Raw genomic sequence first — 16,856 nt, forward strand, 5'->3', positions numbered from 1 at the left:
CCCCGATGGCACAGAAGATCATCCGCGTCGGCGACATCGAGATTGCCAACGACAAGCCCATGGTGCTGTTCGGCGGCATGAACGTGCTGGAAAGCCGTGACATGGCCATGCAGGTCTGCGAAGAGTACGTGAAGGTCACCGAAAAGCTCGGTATCCCTTACGTGTTCAAGGCCAGTTTCGACAAGGCCAACCGGTCTTCTGTGACCTCTTATCGTGGTCCTGGCCTGGAAGAGGGCATGCGCATCTTCCAGGACATCAAGCAAGCCTTCGGCGTGCCGATCATCACCGACGTCCACGAGCCGTACCAGGCCGCGGTCGTCGCCGAGGTCTGCGACATCATTCAGCTGCCGGCCTTCCTTTCGCGCCAGACCGACCTGGTGGTCGCGATGGCCAAGACCGGTGCGGTGATCAACATCAAGAAAGCCCAGTTCCTCGCGCCCCAGGAAATGAAACACATCCTGAGCAAGTGCGAAGAAGCGGGTAACGATCAGTTGATCCTCTGCGAGCGTGGTTCGAGCTTCGGTTACAACAACCTGGTGGTGGACATGCTCGGCTTCGGCATCATGAAGCAGTTCGAATACCCGGTGTTCTTCGACGTGACCCACGCGCTGCAAATGCCCGGCGGTCGTGCCGACTCGGCCGGCGGTCGTCGTGCCCAGGTCACCGACCTGGCCAAGGCCGGCATGAGCCAGTCCCTGGCCGGCCTGTTCCTGGAAGCCCACCCGGATCCGGACAACGCCAAATGCGACGGTCCATGCGCCCTGCGCCTGGACAAGCTCGAACCTTTCCTGGCCCAGCTCAAGGCCCTGGACGAACTGGTTAAGAGTTTTCCGACGGTAGAGACCGCGTAAAACCGATTTCTCCGGTAAAGTACCGCACGATTAAATGCTCAGGCCCGCGGGCCTGAGCCTTATCGTCCGCAAGTCTGCCCCCTGTTCCCTGCTTGCCGACGGTAAAGAGATTCCCTTCAGCTGCGTCGTTTTCGTCAACTTTGGAGTGTTTACAACAATGGCAAAAATCGTCGACATCAAAGGTCGTGAAGTTCTCGACTCCCGTGGCAACCCCACCGTCGAAGCGGACGTGCTTCTCGATAACGGCATCATCGGCAGCGCCTGCGCGCCGTCCGGTGCTTCCACCGGCTCGCGTGAAGCGCTGGAGCTGCGTGATGGCGACAAGAGCCGTTACCTGGGCAAGGGCGTACTGAAGGCCGTAGCCAATATCAATGGTCCGATCCGTGACCTGCTGCTGGGTAAAGACCCAAGCGACCAGAAGGCCCTCGATCAGGCGATGATCAAGCTGGACGGTACTGAAAACAAGGCAACCCTGGGCGCCAACGCGATCCTCGCCGTGTCCCTGGCCGCGGCCAAGGCAGCAGCACAGGACCAGGACCTGCCGCTGTACGCGCACATCGCCAACCTGAACGGCACACCGGGCGTCTACTCGATGCCGGTGCCGATGATGAACATCATCAACGGTGGCGAGCACGCCGATAACAACGTCGACATCCAGGAATTCATGGTGCAGCCGGTTGGCGCAAAGTCCTTCTCCGAAGGCCTGCGCATGGGCACCGAGATTTTCCATCACCTCAAAGCCGTGCTGAAGGCCCGTGGCCTGAGCACCGCCGTAGGTGACGAAGGTGGTTTCGCACCGAACCTGGCTTCCAACGAAGACGCCCTGAAAGTGATCTCCGAAGCGGTGGCCAACGCCGGTTACAAGCTGGGCACCGACGTGACCCTGGCTCTGGACTGCGCAGCCAGCGAGTTCTTCGAAGACGGCAAGTACAACCTGTCCGGCGAAGGCCAGGTGTTCACCGCTGAAGGTTTCGCCGACTACCTCAAGGGCCTGACCGAGCGTTACCCGATCATCTCCATCGAAGACGGTCTGGACGAGTCCGACTGGGCTGGCTGGAAGATCCTCACCGACAAGATCGGCGAGAAGACCCAGCTGGTGGGCGACGACCTGTTCGTGACCAACACCAAGATCCTGAAAGAAGGCATCGACAAGAAGATCGCCAACTCGATCCTGATCAAGTTCAACCAGATCGGTACCCTGACCGAAACCCTGGAAGCCATCCAGATGGCCAAGGCTGCCGGTTACACCGCAGTGATTTCGCACCGTTCCGGCGAAACCGAAGATTCGACCATTGCCGACCTGGCCGTGGGCACCTCGGCTGGCCAGATCAAGACCGGTTCGCTGTGCCGTTCCGACCGCGTGTCCAAGTACAACCAATTGCTGCGTATCGAAGAGCAATTGAATGGCAAGGCCAAGTACAACGGCCGCAGCGAGTTTCGCGGTTAAGCGGTAGATGGTACAAAGACACCGGATTGGGTCAGAAAAATCGCATCAGCGAGGTTTTTGCCACTAATCTGATGCCTTAAGAGCACAAGCCTGGTTCTTCCAGGCTTCGTGCTGTCAGTAGGTTCGAAGTTGTTGGCATGGCTGTCTTTTTTCACTGGATACCCGATATTCGATGCGCAGTCCCAATTGGTTGTTCCTCGTCTTGCTCTTGCTGCTGGCTGGCCTGCAGTACCGCCTCTGGGTGGGGAATGGCAGCTTGGCGCAGGTAACCGACCTGACTCAGCAAATTGCCGATCAGCGCGCTGAAAACGAGCGCCTGCTGGAGCGCAATCGTGTACTCGACGCGGAAGTCATGGAATTGAAGAAAGGCATGGAGACCGTGGAAGAGCGGGCTCGTCATGAACTGGGCATGGTCAAGGAGGGCGAAACCCTCTACCAGTTGGCCCAATGATTCAGTCTCTACCGGCCTTCTGGGCCGTGATTCCTGCCGCGGGCGTCGGTGCCCGCATGGCCGCGGACCGTCCCAAGCAATACTTGCAACTGGGCGGGCGCACTATTCTCGAACACAGCCTCAGCTGTTTCCTCGACCATCCTTCCATGAAGGGGCTGGTGGTCAGCCTGGCGCTTGACGATCCTTACTGGCCGACCCTGGCCTGTGCCCACGACCCGCGGATCCAGCGGGTCGAAGGTGGCGCGGAGCGTTCCGGATCGGTCCTCAATGCCTTGCTCCATCTGCACGCCCAGGGCGCTGCGGATGATGACTGGGTGCTGGTCCACGATGCCGCACGGCCGAACCTGTCCCGGGATGACCTGGACAAGTTGCTGGGCGAGCTGGCGGATGACCCCGTGGGCGGCCTGCTCGCGGTGCCGGCCCGTGACACCCTGAAACGGATCGACAAGCACGGCCGAGTGCTGGAAACCGTGGATCGCAGCCTGATCTGGCAAGCCTATACGCCGCAGATGTTCCGTCTTGGCGCCTTGCATCGCGCCTTGGCCGACAGCCTGGTGGCGGATGTGGCGATTACCGATGAGGCGTCGGCAATGGAGTGGGCCGGCCAGGCACCGCGCCTGATCGAAGGGCGTTCGGACAACCTCAAGGTGACCCGTCCGGAAGATCTGGAGTGGCTACGCCAGCGTTGGACCAATCGCCGCTGATCTTAGGTTTCGCTGGTCCCTGTAGCCGCTGCCGCAGGCTGCGATCGGCTACGCAGTAGCCGTTTACCGGGCAACACGGTCGATCGGTTTGACTATGCGTGGTGATGACCTGCGAAAAGCGCACCTCGTTCCGGGCCGATCGCAGCCTGCCGCAGCGTCTACGGATCAATCCTTGTACTCCGGCCGCTTGGCCAACCCCTCCTTGAGATAGTCCACCAGCTTGCGCACCTTGGGCGACAGATGCCGTTGTTGCGGATACAGCGCCCACACCGCGGTATTCGGTGGCTGATGCGCCTCGAGCAGGGAAATCAGGGTGCCTTGATGCAGATGCTCCAGCACGTAATAGTCCGGTAGCTGGCAGAGGCCAACCCCCTGCAGCGCCGCATCCAGCACAGCCTGCCCGCTGTTACAGCGCCAGTTGCCTTGCACCCGCTGGGAGAACTCGCGGCCGTCCTGCTCCAGCTGCCAGATATCCGAGCTGCCGATCAGGCAGTTGTGCCGACTCAACTCCGACAAGCTGTGGGGACGGCCATAACGCTCCAGGTAGGACGGCGAGGCGCAAAGGTACATGCGACGCGGCGCCAGGCGGGTCGCCACCAGTCGTGAATCCTGCAGGCGACCAAGACGGATCGCCAGGTCCAGGCCTTCATGCACCAGGTCCAAAGGGCGGTTGCTCAGTTCGATATCCACCCGCAGTTGCGGATAAAGCCCCATGAAACTGGTGACCAGCGGCACGATAAACCGCTCGCCATAGGCCACTGCGCAGGTCATGCGCAGCATGCCCTTGGGTTCGCTGGTCAGGTCGCCGACGGCGCGCAACGCCTCTTCGCGTCCATCCTGCAGGCGCTGGCAATGTTGCAAGAAAGTCTGCCCGGCTTCGGTCAGGGTCACCCGGCGGGTACTGCGATACAGCAGGCGGGTCTGCAGCCGTTCTTCCAGGCGGACGATCTGCCGGCTGATATGGGAAGACGACACCCCGAGGCGTTCCGCGGCGGCAGTGAACTGGCTGCATTCAGCTACGGCGACGAACTCATCGATGCCTTCCCAGCGGTTCTCATTCATGACGATTATCCCTATACAGCAATAATGTTTTGCTTTTGTCCGGATTATTCATCGCCAGGCGCTGTTTTACACTCCCTGTCTCGTTTTTATTCGCTGGAGACCCAGGATGATCAAGTCGCGCGCTGCCGTTGCCTTCGAGGCCAAGAAACCCCTTGAGATCGTTGAAGTCGATGTCGCCATGCCCAAGGCCGGCGAGGTGTTGTTGCGGGTCGTCGCTTCCGGCGTTTGCCATACCGACGCCTACACCCTGTCCGGGGCCGACCCGGAAGGCATCTTCCCGTCGATCCTCGGTCACGAAGGTGGTGCCGTGGTCGAGGCCATCGGCGAGGGCGTGACCTCGGTGGCTGTGGGCGATCATGTGATCCCGCTGTACACCCCGGAATGCGGCAAGTGCAAATTCTGCCTGTCGGGCAAGACCAACCTGTGCCAGGCGATCCGCGCCACCCAGGGCAAGGGCCTGATGCCGGACGGCACCACTCGTTTCTCCTATAAAGGCCAGCCGATTTTCCACTACATGGGCACCTCGACCTTTTCCGAGTACACCGTGTTGCCGGAAATCTCGGTAGCCAAGATCCCTAAAGAAGCGCCTCTGGAAAAAGTCTGCCTGCTGGGTTGCGGCGTCACCACCGGGATCGGTGCGGTGATCAATACCGCTAAGGTCAAGGCCGGCGACACCGTGGCGATCTTCGGCCTGGGCGGTATCGGCCTGTCGGCGGTGATTGGCGCGGTGAAAGCCAAGGCTGGCCGGATCATCGCCATCGACATCAACCCGGCCAAGTTCGAAATCGCCAAACAGCTGGGCGCCACTGATTGCGTGAACCCGAAAGACTTCGACCGGCCGATCCAGGAGGTCATCGTCGACATGACCGACGGCGGCGTGGACTTCTCCTTCGAGTGCATCGGCAACGTGCAGTTGATGCGTGCCGCGCTGGAGTGCTGCCACAAGGGCTGGGGCGAGTCGGTGATCATCGGCGTGGCCGGTGCCGGCCAGGAAATCTCCACCCGTCCGTTCCAGCTGGTGACCGGCCGTGTCTGGCGCGGTTCGGCGTTCGGCGGCGTGCGTGGCCGTTCCGAGTTGCCAAGCTATGTGGAAATGGCCCAGAGCGGCGAAATCCCCCTGGACACCTTCATCACCCACACCATGGGACTGGAGGACATCAACAAGGCCTTCGACCTGATGCACGAAGGCAAGAGCATCCGTACCGTCATTCATTTCTAAGGAGCAGTGGCAAGCGGCAAGCAGAAGCTGCGAGAGCGATCACCGCCAACTTGCAGCCTGAAGCTTGAAGCCTGCGGCTGAAATGCCCATGAGTCTGGAAAACCTGTCCTGCCAGAAAAGCTTCGGCGGCTGGCACAAACGCTACAAGCATCATTCCGAGGTGCTGGGCTGCGACATGGTGTTTGCCGTGTACCTGCCGCCACAGGCGGAGCAGGGTGGCAAGCTGCCGGTGCTGTACTGGTTGTCCGGCCTGACCTGCACCGACGAGAACTTCATGCAAAAGGCCGGCGCCCAGCGGCTGGCCGCCGAACTGGGGTTGATCATCGTCGCGCCGGATACCAGCCCGCGTGGCCCTGGCGTGCCGGGCGATCCGGATGGCGCCTGGGACTTCGGCCTGGGGGCCGGGTTCTACCTGAATGCCACCCAGCAGCCCTGGGCCGAGCATTACCGCATGCATGACTATGTGGTGCAGGAGCTGCCGGCATTGGTCGAGGCGCATTTCCCTGCCTCGGACAAGCGTGGCATCAGCGGGCACTCCATGGGCGGCCACGGTGCTCTGGTCTGCGCGTTGCGCAATCCGGGACGTTACCAGTCGGTGTCGGCCTTCGCGCCGATCAGCAACCCGATGGATTGCCCGTGGGGGCAGAAAGCCTTTTCCCGCTACCTGGGCGAAGAGCGCTCCCGCTGGCGCGAATGGGATGCCAGCGTGCTGATCCAGGAGGCCAGCGAAAAGCTGCCGTTGCTGGTGGACCAGGGCGATCGTGACGATTTCCTGGCCAATCAGCTCAAGCCCGAAGTGCTGCAGCAGGCGGCGAAAGCCGCGGGTCATCCGCTAACGTTGCGCCTGCAACCCGGCTACGACCACAGCTATTTCTTTATCGCCAGCTTCATTGGCGACCACCTGCAGCATCATGCGCGCGCTCTGAGCGGCTAATGTCCGCCAAAGCAGGTAGAATCACGCCCTGACTCAATCAGGGCGTTTTTTTATGCGTATTGGCCACGGCTACGATGTGCACCGTTTCGCTGAAGGCGATTTCATCACTCTGGGCGGCGTGCGGATTGCACACAGCTTCGGGCTGCTCGCCCACTCCGACGGCGATGTGCTGCTGCACGCTCTGAGCGATGCCTTGCTGGGGGCTGCCGCGCTGGGCGACATCGGCAAACATTTTCCGGACACCGATCCGCAGTTCAAGGGCGCCGACAGCCGTGCGCTGTTGCGTCATGTCGTCGCACTGATCCATGCCAAGGGCTGGAAGGTCGGCAACGTCGATAACACCATCGTGGCCCAGGCGCCGAAGATGGCCCCCCATATTGAAACGATGCGCGCGCTGATCGCCGCGGATCTGCAAGTCGAGCTGGATCAAGTGAACGTCAAGGCCACCACTACCGAAAAGCTCGGCTTCGTCGGGCGCGAAGAAGGCATCGCCGTCCATTCCGTTGCCTTGTTGCTGCGCGCATGAACGAACTGCAACTGTTGGGCCCGCGGGCCTATGGCGAAGCCCTGGGCAGCGCGGTACTGAAGGCCACCGCCGAAGACTTCCAGGTCGACGAAGTCCTGGACATCCCTCTGACCGGCGAGGGCGAACACCTGTGGTTGTGGGTGGAAAAGCGCGGCCTGAACACCGAAGAAGCGGCGCGGCGGATTGCCAAGGCCGCGGGCGTGCCGTTGCGCACCGTCAGCTATGCCGGCTTGAAGGATCGCCAGGCGCTGACCCGGCAGTGGTTCAGCATCCAACTGCCTGGCAAGGCCGACCCCGATCTGTCGGCGGCTGAAAACGACACGCTGAAGATCCTCAAGCTGACCCGCCACAAGCGCAAGCTGCAACGCGGCGCCCATGCGGCCAACGGCTTTACCCTGCGCCTGACCGAATTGAAGGCAGACAAGGCGGGGATCGAAGAGCGCCTGCAATCGATCACCAAGCACGGCATCCCCAATTATTTCGGCGCCCAGCGTTTTGGCCATAACGGCGGCAACCTGGTCGATGCCCGCGATTGGGCCGCCCGCAAGGCCTTGCCGGAACAGCGCAACGTGCGTTCGCGGCTGCTTTCCACCGCGCGCAGCTATCTGTTCAACCGGGTGCTGGCGGCGCGTGTGGCCGATGGCAGCTGGCAGCGGGCCCAGGTCGGCGACCTGCTGGCCTTCACCGACAGCCGCAGTTTTTTCCCGGCCGGCGAAGCCGAATGCAGCGATCCGCGCCTGGCCATCCTCGACTTGCACCCGACCGGCCCGCAGTGGGGCGAAGGCGAATCGCCTGCCGCGGGAGCGACCCAACTGCTGGAACAGCAGGTGGCTGGCGACGAAGCGGATCTGCGCGATTGGTTGATTAAAGCCGGAATGAGCCACGAACGTCGCATCCTGCGGCTGCCCATTGGCGGGTTGACGTGGCATTATCCCGAGCCTGACATTCTGCAACTGGAATTCGTCCTGCCGGCCGGATGCTTCGCCACCGTATTGGTGCGTGAACTCGTCGATCTGGTGCCGGTGGGGCAGACGGACAGCCCATGCGTATTCTGATTTCTAACGACGATGGTGTAACAGCACCCGGTCTCGCCGCGCTTCATGCTGCGCTGGCGGATTACGCCGAGTGTGTGGTGATCGCCCCGGACCAGGACAAAAGTGGCGCCAGCAGCTCGCTGACGCTCGACCGGCCGTTGCACCCGCACACCTTGAGTAACGGTTTCATCAGTATCAATGGCACCCCCACCGACTGCGTGCACCTGGGCCTCAACGGGCTGCTGGAGCGCGATCCGGACATGGTCGTATCCGGAATCAACCTCGGGGCGAACCTGGGTGACGACGTGCTGTATTCCGGTACTGTCGCCGCGGCCCTGGAAGGGCGTTTTCTGGGGCTTCCGGCATTTGCCTTTTCGTTTGTCTCGCGTCAGGTGGATAATCTGCCGACGGCGGCCTATTTCGCCCGCAAACTGGTCGAGGCCCATGGGCAGCTGGACCTTCCACCACGTACCGTGCTGAACGTGAACATTCCCAATCTACCCCTCGATCATATTCGCGGCATTCAGCTGACTCGTCTGGGCCATCGCGCCCGTGCGGCGGCGCCGATGAAGACGGTCGACCCGCGCGGCAAGGCCGGTTACTGGATCGCCGCGGCGGGGGACGCCGAGGACGGTGGCCCGGGTACGGACTTCCACGCGATCATGCAGGGTTATGTCTCGGTCACGCCGTTGCAGCTCGATCGCACCTTCAACGATGCTTTCAGAAGTCTTGATGGCTGGCTGGAGGGGCTGCGCTGATGGCTCGCGAACAGGACGATTTGTTGCGTCGCGGTATCGGGATGACTTCCCAGCGTACCCGCGAACGCCTGATCCAGCGTCTTTACGATGAAGGCCTGTCCAACGCCCAGGTGCTGGAAGTCATTCGGCGTACGCCGCGGCATCTGTTCGTCGACGAGGCCCTGGCGCATCGCGCCTATGAAGACACGGCCTTGCCGATCGGGCACAACCAGACGATCTCGCAGCCTTATATGGTGGCGCGCATGAGCGAGTTGCTGCTGGCGGCCGGCCCATTGGACAAGGTGCTGGAGATCGGCACTGGCTCGGGCTACCAGACAGCGGTGTTGTCGCAACTGGTGGAGCGGGTGTTCTCGGTCGAGCGCATCAAGGTGTTGCAGGATCGGGCCAAGGAACGTCTGGTCGAGCTGAACCTGCGCAACGTGGTATTCCGCTGGGGCGACGGCTGGGAAGGCTGGCCGGCGCTGGCGCCGTACAACGGGATCATCGTGACGGCGGTCGCCACCGACATCCCTCAGGCCCTGCTGGACCAGTTGGCGCCGGGTGGCCGGATGGTGATTCCGGTCGGGGCCGGCGAAGTGCAGCAACTGATGCTGGTCATTCGTGAAGAGCAGGGGTTTTCGCGGCAGGTTCTCGGCGCGGTTCGCTTCGTTCCCTTGCTCAACGGGCCGTTGGCCTGAGCATTTGTTTGGAGCGGGTGAATTCTGTTTGATCGGCTTGGTCTTACAGCTTGATCAATCGGTTAAGCAACCTTGAACCATGATCGATATGCCGGTACCTGCCGATTTCGCTTTACCGGGAGTAAAGCGCGGGTGGCCGGTTATACTTGCGACATTTCATGCCTGAGCCAGGCACCATTTATCTTCAACCACCACAAAGGGAGCGGCGGGTGAGTCTCACAGTCATTGCGCAGCGTATGGGTACAACAAGCTTTCAGCGACTGGTGATTGGCCTTGTCTTGAGTTCTCTGTTGGTCGGGTGTTCGAGCAATAAGTCGAGCAGCGCCCGGGTCGTCGATCGCACCAGTGCGGTACCGCAGCGCCCGACGGTGACCACGGGGCAATACACGGTTCGTCGCGGCGACACCCTGTTCTCGATCGCCTTCCGTTATGGCTGGGACTACAAGGCCCTGGCCGCGCGCAACAATATTGCCGAGCCGTACACCATTCACCCGGGGCAGACCATCCGCTTCGACGGCCGCTCGGGTTCGGCACCGACAGCGGTGGTTACAAAGTCGGCTTCCAGTGCATCTTCTTCAAGTAAAACCACGGTAATTCGTCGTCCGGCAGGTGCCGCGCCAACGATTGCGAGCCAGCCCGCGCCGGCTCCATTACCGCCTGCAGGCCCCGCGCCAAAGGGCTGGGGCTGGCCTGCGAACGGTATTCTGATTGGAAAATTCTCTTCAAACGGTAGTTTGAATAAAGGCATTGATATCGCCGGGGATTTGGGACAGCCTGTTTTAGCTGCGTCTGATGGGACGGTGGTTTACGCCGGGAGTGGCTTAAGGGGCTACGGCGAACTGGTCATCATCAAACACAGCGATACCTACGTCAGTGCTTACGGCCACAGCCGTAGGCTGTTGGTTCGGGAGGGGCAGCAGGTCAAAGTCGGACAGACAATTGCCGAAATGGGATCAACTGGTACAGACCGGGTGAAACTGCACTTTGAGATTCGCCGACAAGGTAAACCTGTAGATCCGCTGCAATTCCTGCCACGTCGTTGATCCGTTACCAAGCCTGTTCCGTCACGTAGAGGGAACAGGTTCCAGCGTTGCCAAGGATAAAGGCGTCGCTTGAGCCTGAGGTCGAACTCACCAAAGGACTATAACAATGGCTCTCAGTAAAGAAGTGCCGGAGTTTGACATCGACGATGAAGTTCTCCTTATGGAGACGGATATCGCCACTGATTCGATGTCGAATGAGGGATCTGCTGTACCTTCAGTTCGTGCCAAATCCAAACACTCCGCTTCATTGAAACAACACAAGTACATTGATTACACGCGAGCGCTCGACGCGACGCAGCTGTATCTCAATGAAATCGGCTTTTCCCCATTGCTCTCTCCGGAAGAAGAAGTTCATTTTGCGCGTCTGTCGCAAAGTGGCGATCCGGCCGGGCGTAAGCGCATGATTGAAAGCAACCTGCGTCTGGTGGTGAAAATCGCCCGGCGTTATGTCAATCGTGGGCTTTCGCTGCTGGACCTGATCGAAGAGGGCAACCTCGGTTTGATCCGGGCGGTGGAGAAGTTCGATCCGGAGCGCGGTTTTCGCTTCTCGACCTATGCCACCTGGTGGATCCGTCAAACCATCGAACGGGCAATCATGAACCAGACCCGGACTATCCGGCTGCCGATTCATGTGGTCAAAGAGCTCAACGTCTACCTGCGGGCAGCACGGGAGCTGACACAGAAACTCGACCATGAACCCTCCCCTGAAGAAATCGCCAACCTGCTGGAGAAACCGGTAGGTGAGGTCAAGCGCATGCTGGGCTTGAACGAGCGGGTTTCTTCAGTCGACGTCTCGCTGGGTCCGGATTCGGATAAAACCCTGCTGGACACCCTCACCGACGATCGTCCTACCGATCCGTGCGAGCTGCTGCAGGATGACGACCTGTCGCAAAGCATCGATCAGTGGCTTTCCGAATTGACCGACAAGCAACGTGAAGTGGTCGTTCGCCGCTTCGGCTTGCGCGGCCACGAGAGCAGCACCCTGGAAGATGTGGGCCTGGAGATCGGGCTTACCCGAGAGCGGGTACGCCAGATCCAGGTCGAAGGTCTCAAGCGTCTGCGTGAGATCCTCGAGAAGAACGGCCTCTCCAGCGAGTCGCTGTTCCAGTAACGGTACGAGCAATCCTGCCGTGAAAAGCCCCGACATGTTCGGGGCTTTTTATTGGGTGATCGATAGGAGTCAGATGAAATAGGCAGGCGCGCGTTCAATAGCTGAAAGAGCATGTAAGTAAAGGCTTACTCTTTCGTAAGTGTTCGGTTTTTATGCGGTATGAAAGTTGTCTATTTGATCTGAGGTTTTTGGTTATCTTATTGATTAATAAGAACTTATTATAAGGTCTAGAACGGTGTTCGACACTTTTTATAGCTGTCAGTGCCATTGCTCTGTCATGGAAACTCTCTAATATCAGCCCTGTGTCGACGGATAGACACAGCCATCAAGGATGATGGTCAGGACATCGCAGGATGCGATTCATCAGGACGATGAAAAGGAACACAGGGACTAGGGAAAAAAGGTGGGCGGGTCATACCGCCCCTTTTTTTTGCCTGCGTAAAAGTGAATCCGGAACAGCAAAAAGGCCCGCAAGGGGCCTTTTTGGGGAACGCGAGGTAATCAGCGTTCGAGATCTTTGATCTTGCCTTTGACGCCATCCCACTCTTCGGCATCGGGCAGGGAATCTTTCTTTTCAGTGATGTTGGGCCAGATTTCGGCCAGCTCAACGTTCAACTGAATGAACTCCTGCATCTCTTCCGGAACTTCGTCCTCGGAGAAGATCGCTACAGCGGGGCATTCAGGCTCGCACAGCGCGCAGTCAATGCACTCATCCGGGTGAATCACCAGGAAGTTCGGGCCTTCGTAAAAGCAGTCCACCGGACAGACTTCTACGCAGTCGGTGTACTTGCACTTGATGCAGTTGTCGGTGACGACGAAGGTCATTTCTAATTCTCTCCTCAGGCGGCGGCAGCGGAGCCCCTTCAGGACGGGGTCGCCAGGTTCGGGAGCGATAGTCTGCGGACCAGGCTAATAGTCCGCAGCATCCCAAACCGCGCGAGATTCTAACAGCTTGAAAGCATCAGCGTTAGATGCGTGTCTTCAATGTATAGAGCATTTCCAGTGCCTTGCGCGGGGTCATGTCGTCCAGATCGAGCTTGGCCAGGTCATCGAGGACCGGGTGCGGCAGGCTGGCGAACATGTCGCTTTGCTGCGGGACCGAAGCCTTGCCCGGTACCGGAGACGGCGCTTCATGGGGCAGGCTGGTGGTCTCCAGGCGACTCAGGTGCTCGCGGGCGCGGACGATTACATCGCTCGGAACCCCCGCCAACTGGGCCACGGCCAGGCCATAGCTCTGGCTGGCAGGACCTGGCAGCACATGGTGCAGGAACACAATGCGCTCGTTGTGCTCGGTGGCATTGAGGTGCACGTTGGCGACCAGAGGTTCGCTTTCCGGCAGGACGGTGAGCTCGAAGTAGTGGGTGGCGAACAGGGTGTACGCCCGCAGATGGGCGAGACGTTCTGCCGCAGCCCAGGCCAGGGACAGACCATCGAAGGTACTGGTGCCGCGACCCACTTCGTCCATCAACACCAGGCTGCGCTCGGTGGCGTTATGCAGGATGTTGGCGGTTTCGCTCATTTCCACCATGAAGGTGGAGCGACCACCGGCCAGGTCATCGCTGGAGCCGATCCGGGTAAAGATGCGGTCCACCAGCGACAGCTCGCAGCTGGCCGCCGGCACGAAGCTGCCGATATGGGCCAGCAGCACGATCAGCGCGGTTTGCCGCATATAAGTGGATTTACCACCCATGTTCGGGCCGGTGATCACCAGCATCCGGGTTTGATCGTCGAGGCTCAGGTCGTTGGCCACGAACGGCGTGGTCAGGACCTGCTCGACCACCGGGTGGCGACCCTGAGTGATGCGCATGCACGGCTCGCTGACGAAGCGCGGGCAATTGAGATCGAGGTTCAGCGCTCGCTCGGCCAGGTTGCTCAGCACGTCCAGCTCGGCCAGCGCCGCGGCGGTGTCCTGCAGCGGCGGCAGGTGGCCGATCAGGGTTTCCAGCAGGGCTTCGTAGAGCATCTTCTCGCGGGCCAGCGCGCGGCTCTTGGCGGACAGCGCCTTATCTTCGAAAGCCTTGAGCTCAGGGGTGATGAAGCGTTCTGCGCCTTTGAGGGTCTGGCGCCGGATGTAGTCCGCCGGGGCCTGTTCCGCCTGTTTGCTCGGCAGTTCGATGAAGTAGCCGTGAATCCGGTTGTAACCGACTTTCAGGTTGGCCAGGCCGGTACGGGCCTTTTCCCGGGCTTCCAGGTCGATGAGGAACTGGCCGGCGTTTTCGCTCAGCGATTGCAACTCGTCCAGCTCGGCGTCGTAACCGGTCTTCAACACGCCGCCATCGCGGATCACCGCTGGCGGGTTGTCGATGATGGCTTTTTCCAGCAGCGCTGCCAGTTCCGGGTAGGTGCTGGTGGTCACGGCCAGTTGGCTCAGGTGCTCGGCTTCCAGCTCGGTCATCGCCACTTGCAGTTCCGGCAGCGCCGCCAGGGCATCGCGCAAGCGCGCCAGATCGCGGGGACGGGCGTTGCGCAGGCCAATACGGGCGAGGATCCGCTCGATGTCGCCGATCTCCTTGAGCTGCGGTTGCAGCCTTTCGAAGCGGTAACCGTCCAGCAGGCAGCCGATCGAGGTCTGCCGCGCCTGCAGGACTTTCAAGTCCCGCAGCGGGCGGTTCAGCCAGCGGGTCAGTAAGCGGCTGCCCATGGCGGTCTGGCAACGGTCGACCACCGATTGCAGGGTGTTGTCGCGACCGCCGGCGAGGTTGGTGTCCAGCTCCAGGTTGCGTCGGCTGGCGCCGTCGAGCACCACGGTGTCGTCCAGGCGTTCGTGACGCAGGCTGCGCAGGTGGGGCAGGGCGGTGCGCTGAGTTTCCTTGGCATAGCTCAGCAGGCAGCCCGCGGCGCCGATGGCCAGGGTCAGGTTCTCGCAGCCGAAGCCCTTGAGGTCCTGGGTGGAGAACTGCTGGCACAGGCTCTTGTGGGCCGAGTCGCGTTCGAAGTCCCAGGGCGCGCGACGGCGCACGCCACGGCGTTTTTCCGCCGGCAGGCCTTGCGGCCAGTCGTCCGGGATCAACAGTTCCACCGGGTTGATGCGTTCCAGCTCGGCCAGCAGGTTCTCCCAGCCCTTGATTTCCAGAACCGTGAAATTGCCGCTGGTAATGTCCAGCACCGCGAGGCCGAACAGGCGCTCGTCGCCCAGCACCGCCGCGATCAGGTTGTCCCGGCGCTCGTCGAGCAGAGCCTCGTCGCTGACGGTCCCCGGGGTGATGATCCGCACCACCTGGCGCTCCACCGGGCCCTTGCTGGTGGCCGGGTCGCCGACCTGTTCACAGATCACTACCGACTCACCGAGCTTCACCAGCTTGGCCAGGTAACCTTCGGCGGCGTGATAAGGAATCCCGCACATCGGAATCGCCTGGCCAGCCGACTGCCCACGCGCGGTCAGGGTGATGTCCAGCAACTTGGCGGCCTTCTTTGCGTCTTCATAGAAGATTTCGTAGAAGTCGCCCATGCGATAGAACATCAGCTGGTCGGGGTGCTGGTTCTTGAGGCGCCAGTACTGCTGCATCATCGGCGTGTGGCTGGATAAATCAGAAATTGCTTTATTCATCAGTGACTTAGATAAAATTATAAAAAAGTGTGGGGCAAAAATGGGGCTATTTGTTCAGCCTTTGAATGCCCGACCAGATGTGCTGTAGCTCGGTCGGTGACTCGTCATCCATCCACTTGGCGTAGACCTCTACAAGCATGGTGAAGTCTTTGTGGCCCATCTGCTTTGCAATGAACGCAAGGTTACCACGGGCAGTCAGGCACCAGCAGGCGTAGGTGTGCCGGGTCTGGTATGGCCGGCGTGGCTGGATCCCGGACCGCTTTTGAATGGCGGCCCATTTGGTATTCCAGGCGGTAGGCACGAACCAATGGTTGATCCGCTTCTTGCGGGCCTGGGTTCGTGGTGACAGTAGAGGGGTGACGGCCTCGGTGCGGCTCTCATGGCGGTTGTGGTAGACCTCGATCTGCCTAGGTTCGTGTTCGGCCACCAGTTCGAGCAACACCTTGCAGGCCTCGAGCGCGGGTGGCATGAGTAGGACGGTTCTCGTCTTGCCGGTTTTAGGCAGCTTGAATGTGCCGGCGGCCGTGATGGCTCGTGTGATGTTGATGTGGCCGGCGGTGAGGTCGATGTCTTCAACAGCCAACGCGCACAGCTCGCCAGGTCGTAGTCCTGTGTAGACGGCGAGGGTGATGGCGGCGGAGTCCTGCCGGTGCAGACAGCCTTTGCTGATCAGCAGGTTGAACTCAGCCTGGGTCAGTGGATCCGGATCTTGTACGCGCTGAGCAAATCGAATGCAGGCGTCCGACAGTCCTTTGCGACAGTATCCGTTGCTTTCGCCCCAGCTCAGAAACCCCGACAGCGTGGCCAGGTAGTGGTTCGCGGTGGATGGGGCGCGACTCTCGATCAGTTGGGTCCGCAATCGCTGGATGTCTTCGGGCAGCAGAATGCTGGCCAGGCGATCAACGCCAAGCAAGTTGACGCAGATGTCCAGGGCATAGCCGTACTTGTCTTCCGTCATGGGTGTGATGTCGACGGCTTTCAGTGGCTTGTAGCGTTCCAGGAGTGGGCCCAGCCGTTCGTCCCTGGCGCTGCTGTTGTTGGCCGCATTCTTCGAGTCGGGGAAGTGGCGGCCGTAGTCGAACTTGCCGGTTTTGATCTCATGAAGAATTGCCGCCCTGAGAAGGGCGGCATGTTTGATGTTGGCTTTGGTGACGGGGAGCCCCAGAGATTCGCGGTACCGGTTGCGGCGCCACATGAACACGACGCGCAGGTTGCCGCCGTGTATCTCTATGCCCTTGTGCTTAGCCAGCTCGGCCTCTAGGCCGCTTCCTGCGGTGCGCTCTCGACCCACTTGTCGTACTCCGTCATGTTGATTGCGATGCGTCCGTCGGGTGCTTTGCGCCAGATCCGTCCCTGGGCCCAGACTCCGTCCTTGATCTTGTGTTCAATGGCGTCCTTGCTGTAGCCGGTGAGTTCGGAGGCGCGTTTGATCATTACCCAGCGTGGAATGCTCATGGCTTTGGCCCCTGATAGATGAACACATAGGTAAACC

Annotated in this window: 17 protein-coding genes; 12 read left to right on the plus strand and 5 right to left on the minus strand. The window is 60.6% G+C overall.

All coding sequences use genetic code 11. The features are described 5' to 3' along the window. Positions 1–5 precede the first annotated feature (5 nt). From kdsA to ispD, 4 genes are all read left to right on the plus strand, one after another. Positions 6–851, plus strand: coding sequence for a 3-deoxy-8-phosphooctulonate synthase (gene kdsA / locus J4D28_RS08820; protein ID WP_009047224.1), 846 nt, complete (start codon positions 6–8; stop codon positions 849–851). A gap of 157 nt (positions 852–1,008) precedes the next feature. Further along, positions 1,009–2,298 (plus strand): phosphopyruvate hydratase, encoded by a 1,290-nt coding sequence (eno, locus tag J4D28_RS08825; protein ID WP_009047225.1) that lies wholly within the window; start codon positions 1,009–1,011, stop codon positions 2,296–2,298. A 172-nt stretch (positions 2,299–2,470) separates the two neighbouring features. Beyond that, positions 2,471–2,749, plus strand: a complete 279-nt coding sequence (gene ftsB, locus J4D28_RS08830) for a cell division protein FtsB (protein ID WP_007924039.1) — start codon at positions 2,471–2,473, stop codon at positions 2,747–2,749. Next, the gene (gene ispD, locus J4D28_RS08835; RefSeq protein WP_009047226.1) at positions 2,746–3,453 is read left to right on the plus strand and encodes a 2-C-methyl-D-erythritol 4-phosphate cytidylyltransferase; all 708 of its coding nucleotides are present in this window, start codon (positions 2,746–2,748) and stop codon (positions 3,451–3,453) included. The genes ftsB and ispD overlap by 4 nt, the downstream gene beginning before the upstream one ends. A gap of 165 nt (positions 3,454–3,618) precedes the next feature. On the opposite strand, the gene J4D28_RS08840 is transcribed toward ispD, so the two are convergent. Further along, positions 3,619–4,515: a LysR substrate-binding domain-containing protein gene (locus tag J4D28_RS08840; RefSeq protein ID WP_009047227.1), complete on the minus strand. Its 897-nt coding sequence runs from the start codon at positions 4,513–4,515 to the stop codon at positions 3,619–3,621. A gap of 106 nt (positions 4,516–4,621) precedes the next feature. On the opposite strand from J4D28_RS08840, the gene J4D28_RS08845 reads away from it, so the two are divergent. The 8 genes from J4D28_RS08845 to rpoS all read left to right on the plus strand — a co-directional run bounded on the left by J4D28_RS08845 (position 4,622) and on the right by rpoS (position 11,817). Beyond that, positions 4,622–5,734 (plus strand): S-(hydroxymethyl)glutathione dehydrogenase/class III alcohol dehydrogenase, encoded by a 1,113-nt coding sequence (locus J4D28_RS08845; protein WP_007924035.1) that lies wholly within the window; start codon positions 4,622–4,624, stop codon positions 5,732–5,734. Between the two features lie 82 nt (positions 5,735–5,816). Further along, a complete protein-coding gene (gene fghA / locus J4D28_RS08850; protein WP_162094495.1) occupies positions 5,817–6,668 on the plus strand; it encodes an S-formylglutathione hydrolase in 852 nt (283 codons plus the stop codon). Between the two features lie 52 nt (positions 6,669–6,720). Further along, positions 6,721–7,194 carry a 2-C-methyl-D-erythritol 2,4-cyclodiphosphate synthase gene (gene ispF / locus J4D28_RS08855; RefSeq protein ID WP_007924033.1) on the plus strand — a complete coding sequence of 158 codons (474 nt, stop codon included), beginning with the start codon at positions 6,721–6,723 and terminating at the stop codon, positions 7,192–7,194. Next, positions 7,191–8,249: a tRNA pseudouridine(13) synthase TruD gene (gene truD / locus J4D28_RS08860; RefSeq protein ID WP_009047228.1), complete on the plus strand. Its 1,059-nt coding sequence runs from the start codon at positions 7,191–7,193 to the stop codon at positions 8,247–8,249. The genes ispF and truD overlap by 4 nt, the downstream gene beginning before the upstream one ends. Continuing rightward, positions 8,237–8,986, plus strand: coding sequence for a 5'/3'-nucleotidase SurE (surE, locus tag J4D28_RS08865; RefSeq protein WP_009047229.1), 750 nt, complete (start codon positions 8,237–8,239; stop codon positions 8,984–8,986). Before truD ends, surE begins: the two co-directional genes overlap by 13 nt. A 41-nt stretch (positions 8,987–9,027) precedes the next feature. Further along, the gene (locus tag J4D28_RS08870; RefSeq protein WP_172833404.1) at positions 9,028–9,663 is read left to right on the plus strand and encodes a protein-L-isoaspartate(D-aspartate) O-methyltransferase; all 636 of its coding nucleotides are present in this window, start codon (positions 9,028–9,030) and stop codon (positions 9,661–9,663) included. 209 nt (positions 9,664–9,872) lie between these two features. Continuing rightward, positions 9,873–10,706 carry a peptidoglycan DD-metalloendopeptidase family protein gene (locus J4D28_RS08875; RefSeq protein WP_007924027.1) on the plus strand — a complete coding sequence of 278 codons (834 nt, stop codon included), beginning with the start codon at positions 9,873–9,875 and terminating at the stop codon, positions 10,704–10,706. A gap of 106 nt (positions 10,707–10,812) precedes the next feature. Then, on the plus strand, positions 10,813–11,817 hold the full coding sequence (rpoS, locus tag J4D28_RS08880; protein WP_007924026.1) for an RNA polymerase sigma factor RpoS: 1,005 nt from the start codon (positions 10,813–10,815) through the stop codon (positions 11,815–11,817). Between the two features lie 501 nt (positions 11,818–12,318). On the opposite strand, the gene fdxA is transcribed toward rpoS, so the two are convergent. The 4 genes from fdxA to J4D28_RS08900 form a co-directional block, all read right to left on the minus strand. Next, positions 12,319–12,642 carry a ferredoxin FdxA gene (gene fdxA, locus J4D28_RS08885; RefSeq protein ID WP_007924025.1) on the minus strand — a complete coding sequence of 108 codons (324 nt, stop codon included), beginning with the start codon at positions 12,640–12,642 and terminating at the stop codon, positions 12,319–12,321. A 142-nt stretch (positions 12,643–12,784) separates the two neighbouring features. After that, entirely contained in the window at positions 12,785–15,352 is a 2,568-nt protein-coding gene (mutS, locus tag J4D28_RS08890) for a DNA mismatch repair protein MutS (RefSeq protein ID WP_177477857.1), read from the minus strand. A gap of 58 nt (positions 15,353–15,410) precedes the next feature. Beyond that, positions 15,411–16,655: a site-specific integrase gene (locus J4D28_RS08895; RefSeq protein ID WP_103330469.1), complete on the minus strand. Its 1,245-nt coding sequence runs from the start codon at positions 16,653–16,655 to the stop codon at positions 15,411–15,413. Next, positions 16,622–16,819 (minus strand): excisionase, encoded by a 198-nt coding sequence (locus J4D28_RS08900; RefSeq protein WP_103330467.1) that lies wholly within the window; start codon positions 16,817–16,819, stop codon positions 16,622–16,624. Before J4D28_RS08900 ends, J4D28_RS08895 begins: the two co-directional genes overlap by 34 nt. Between the last annotated feature and the right edge of the window lie 37 nt (positions 16,820–16,856).

This window comes from Pseudomonas sp. GW531-T4 (assembly GCF_017349615.1).
Classification (GTDB): domain Bacteria; phylum Pseudomonadota; class Gammaproteobacteria; order Pseudomonadales; family Pseudomonadaceae; genus Aquipseudomonas; species Aquipseudomonas chlororaphis_I.

Excerpts from the sequence above, each read along its gene's own strand:
- fdxA (WP_007924025.1), bottom strand. The coding sequence starts at position 12,642 with ATGACCTTCGTCGTCACCGACAACTGCATCAAGTGCAAGTACACCGAC.
- J4D28_RS08845 (WP_007924035.1), top strand. The coding sequence starts at position 4,622 with ATGATCAAGTCGCGCGCTGCCGTTGCCTTCGAGGCCAAGAAACCCCTT.
- ftsB (WP_007924039.1), top strand. The coding sequence starts at position 2,471 with ATGCGCAGTCCCAATTGGTTGTTCCTCGTCTTGCTCTTGCTGCTGGCT.
- J4D28_RS08870 (WP_172833404.1), top strand. The coding sequence starts at position 9,028 with ATGACTTCCCAGCGTACCCGCGAACGCCTGATCCAGCGTCTTTACGAT.
- kdsA (WP_009047224.1), top strand. The coding sequence starts at position 6 with ATGGCACAGAAGATCATCCGCGTCGGCGACATCGAGATTGCCAACGAC.
- J4D28_RS08900 (WP_103330467.1), bottom strand. The coding sequence starts at position 16,819 with ATGAGCATTCCACGCTGGGTAATGATCAAACGCGCCTCCGAACTCACC.
- fghA (WP_162094495.1), top strand. The coding sequence starts at position 5,817 with ATGCCCATGAGTCTGGAAAACCTGTCCTGCCAGAAAAGCTTCGGCGGC.
- rpoS (WP_007924026.1), top strand. The coding sequence starts at position 10,813 with ATGGCTCTCAGTAAAGAAGTGCCGGAGTTTGACATCGACGATGAAGTT.
- truD (WP_009047228.1), top strand. The coding sequence starts at position 7,191 with ATGAACGAACTGCAACTGTTGGGCCCGCGGGCCTATGGCGAAGCCCTG.
- ispF (WP_007924033.1), top strand. The coding sequence starts at position 6,721 with ATGCGTATTGGCCACGGCTACGATGTGCACCGTTTCGCTGAAGGCGAT.
- surE (WP_009047229.1), top strand. The coding sequence starts at position 8,237 with ATGCGTATTCTGATTTCTAACGACGATGGTGTAACAGCACCCGGTCTC.
- ispD (WP_009047226.1), top strand. The coding sequence starts at position 2,746 with ATGATTCAGTCTCTACCGGCCTTCTGGGCCGTGATTCCTGCCGCGGGC.
- eno (WP_009047225.1), top strand. The coding sequence starts at position 1,009 with ATGGCAAAAATCGTCGACATCAAAGGTCGTGAAGTTCTCGACTCCCGT.
- J4D28_RS08840 (WP_009047227.1), bottom strand. The coding sequence starts at position 4,515 with ATGAATGAGAACCGCTGGGAAGGCATCGATGAGTTCGTCGCCGTAGCT.